Annotated in this window: 3 protein-coding genes; all 3 read left to right on the top strand. The window is 37.9% G+C overall.

Going from position 1 to position 3,533, the window contains the following annotated elements; translation table 11 throughout:
- Nucleotides 1-56 precede the first annotated feature (56 nt).
- On the top strand, nt 57-557 hold the full coding sequence (rplJ, locus tag V7D82_RS13510) for a 50S ribosomal protein L10 (protein WP_333601480.1): 501 nt from the start codon (nt 57-59) through the stop codon (nt 555-557).
- A gap of 53 nt (nt 558-610) precedes the next feature.
- Nucleotides 611-982, top strand: a complete 372-nt coding sequence (rplL, locus tag V7D82_RS13505; protein ID WP_333601479.1) for a 50S ribosomal protein L7/L12 — start codon at nt 611-613, stop codon at nt 980-982.
- 266 nt (nt 983-1,248) lie between these two features.
- A partial coding sequence (gene rpoB, locus V7D82_RS13500; protein ID WP_333601478.1) for a DNA-directed RNA polymerase subunit beta occupies nt 1,249-3,533 on the top strand: 2,285 nt, incomplete at its 3' end.

Below are 3,533 nucleotides of genomic sequence, written 5' to 3'. Positions count from 1 at the left end.
CCTGCTATCGCTTTAGATCCTAAAGCAGTATAATTGGTAGTTAAACACATTTTATTATGACAAGAGAAGAAAAATCAATCGCGATAGAAGATTTAACTGCAAAGTTGGCTGAAAGTAATATTGTATATATTGCTGACACCTCTGGGTTAGATGCAGAAACGACTTCAAACTTAAGAAGAGCTTGTTTTAAAGCAGGAATTAAATTAGAAGTGGTTAAGAACACCTTGCTTGGAAAAGCAATGGAAGCTTCAGCTAATGATTATGGTGATTTATCATCTGTATTAAAAGGAAACTCTTCTATTTTTATTGCAGATATCGCTAACTCACCGGCAAAAATCATTAAAGATTTCAGAAAAAAATCAGATAAACCAGCTTTCAAAGGAGCTTACATCAACGGTGAAATTTACATCGGAGACAACCTTTTGGATAGCTTGGCATCATTGAAATCTAAAGAAGAAGTTATTGGAGAAATCATCGGATTACTTCAATCTCCTGCGCAACGTATTATTTCCGCATTATTAAACAATGCAGAAAAAAAAGGCGAAGCAGCAGAATAAGTAGAGCAGACTAAAAAAATAATAATTAAAGAACATTTTAAACGATAGAAAAAATGGCAGATTTGAAACAATTCGCAGAACAATTAGTTAACTTAACAGTAAAAGAAGTTAATGATTTAGCTACAATATTAAAAGATGAGTATGGTATCGAGCCAGCTGCTGCAGCTGTAGTAGTTGCTGCTGGTGGTGGTGATGCTGGTGCTGCTGAAGAGCAAACAGAATTCACTGTAGTATTGAAAGATGCTGGTGCTTCTAAATTAGCAGTTGTTAAAGCTGTTAAAGAATTAACTGGTCTTGGCTTGAAAGAAGCTAAAGATATGGTTGATGGCGCGCCTGCAAACATCAAAGAAGGTGTTACTAAAGCAGAAGCTGAAGGTTTGAAGAAATCTTTAGAAGAAGCTGGAGCTGTTGTTGAGTTAAAATAATCCAACACCGGTTTTAGAACTAGGTTTAGGCCTTGGACGAAGTGTCCAAGGGCCTAAACCATTTTTCGTATAATAAAATTATATACAGTTTTATTATCCTAATAGTTTAAAATACGAAAAAGTTTTTAATCAATACGAAGAAAAAAAAGGAGCGGAATTTTTTTCACAGCAACTTTTTAAAGATGTATTGACTATAAAAAGAAGTATAGATTAAACAGTGTTTTTCACAAAAAATTACTTTTTTTAAATCAAAATTTTGTCCATTGATGATAACAAATCAGACTGAAAGATTGAATTTTGCCTCTACAAAAAACATCCCTCAGTATCCGGATTTTCTGGATGTTCAGGTAAAATCCTTTAAAGATTTCTTCCAATTGGAAACGAAATCGGATGAGAGAGGCAACGAAGGGTTATACAACACCTTCATGGAAAACTTTCCAATTACTGATACAAGAAACCAATTTGTATTGGAGTTCCTAGATTATTTTGTTGACCCGCCACGTTACACGATTCAAGAGTGTATCGAAAGAGGATTAACGTATAGTGTGCCTTTAAAAGCCAGACTAAAACTATATTGTACTGACCCGGAACACGAAGATTTTGAAACCATTGTACAAGATGTTTATCTTGGAACAATTCCATACATGACACCAAGTGGTACATTCGTTATCAATGGTGCCGAGCGTGTGGTCGTTTCTCAGTTGCACCGTTCCCCTGGTGTTTTCTTTGGTCAGTCTTTCCATGCTAATGGTACTAAGTTGTATTCTGCTAGAGTTATCCCTTTCAAAGGTTCATGGATTGAATTTGCTACCGATATCAACAGCGTAATGTATGCGTATATCGATAGAAAGAAAAAATTACCGGTGACCACTCTTTTCCGTGCTATCGGATTTGAAAGAGATAAGGACATCCTTGAAATATTTGACCTTGCAGAAGAAATCAAAGTTTCAAAAACCGGTCTTAAGAAATATGTTGGAAGAAGATTAGCTGCGAGAGTATTGAATACTTGGCACGAAGATTTCGTTGATGAAGATACCGGTGAGGTAGTTTCTATCGAACGTAACGAAATCATCCTTGATAGAGATACCATTATCGACAAAGATAATGTGGAAGAAATCATTGATTCTAACGTTAAATCTATTTTGTTACACAAAGAAGATGCGAATCAAGGTGATTATGCTATCATCCATAACACGTTACAAAAAGACCCAACCAACTCAGAAAAAGAAGCCGTTGAGCATATCTACAGACAATTGCGTAATGCAGAACCGCCTGATGAAGAAACCGCTCGTGGTATTATAGATAAATTATTCTTCTCGGATCAACGTTATAACTTAGGTGAAGTTGGTCGTTACAGAATGAACAAAAAACTGAACCTGGATATCCCAATGGAAAAGCAAGTCTTGACCAAAGAAGATATCATCACCATCGTGAAATATTTGATTGAATTAATCAACTCTAAAGCTGAGATTGATGATATTGATCACTTATCTAATCGTCGTGTGAGAACCGTTGGTGAGCAATTGTCTCAACAATTCGGTGTAGGTTTAGCGCGTATGGCGAGAACCATCCGTGAGAGAATGAACGTTAGGGATAACGAGGTGTTTACACCAATCGATTTGATTAATGCCAAAACATTGTCATCGGTGATCAACTCTTTCTTTGGAACGAACCAGTTATCGCAGTTTATGGATCAAACGAATCCACTAGCTGAGATTACACACAAAAGAAGATTATCTGCCCTTGGGCCAGGTGGACTTTCGAGAGAGAGAGCCGGTTTCGAGGTACGTGACGTTCACTATACCCACTACGGTAGACTTTGTCCGATTGAAACCCCCGAGGGACCAAACATTGGTTTGATTTCTTCGCTTGGAGTTTACGCCAAAGTTAACGGAATGGGATTCATTGAAACACCTTACCGTAAAGTAACTAACGGAACGGTAGATTTAGTTTCTGAACCAATCTATTTAAGTGCAGAAGAAGAAGAAGGTAAAATGATTGCGCAGGCAAACATCGAAATGGATGCTAAAGGAAAAATCACGGCGGACAAAGTTATTGCCCGTGAAGAAGGAGACTTCCCGGTTGTTGATCCAAATCAGGTTCATTATACCGACGTAGCGCCTAACCAAATCGCCTCGATTTCGGCTTCATTGATTCCTTTCTTGGAGCATGATGATGCGAACCGTGCGTTGATGGGCTCCAACATGATGCGTCAGGCTGTACCATTGTTACGTCCTGAAGCACCAATCGTAGGAACCGGTTTAGAGCGTCAAGTGGCGTCTGACTCAAGAGTATTAATCAATGCGGAAGGAAACGGAACTGTAGAGTACGTTGATGCCAACATGATTACTATCAAATACGACAGAACCGAAGAGGAAAGAATGGTAAGTTTTGACCCGGATGAGAAATCGTATAACTTGATCAAATTCAGAAAAACGAATCAAAGTACGTCTATCAACCTGAAACCAATCGTTAGAAAAGGGGACAGAGTGAAATTAGGACAAGTACTTTGTGAAGGATATGCAACGCAAAACGGAGAGTTGGCTTTAGG

It is taken from the genome of Flavobacterium sp. (assembly GCF_036741995.1).
Lineage (GTDB): Bacteria > Bacteroidota > Bacteroidia > Flavobacteriales > Flavobacteriaceae > Flavobacterium.
This window is presented reverse-complemented; position numbering and strand designations above follow the sequence as displayed.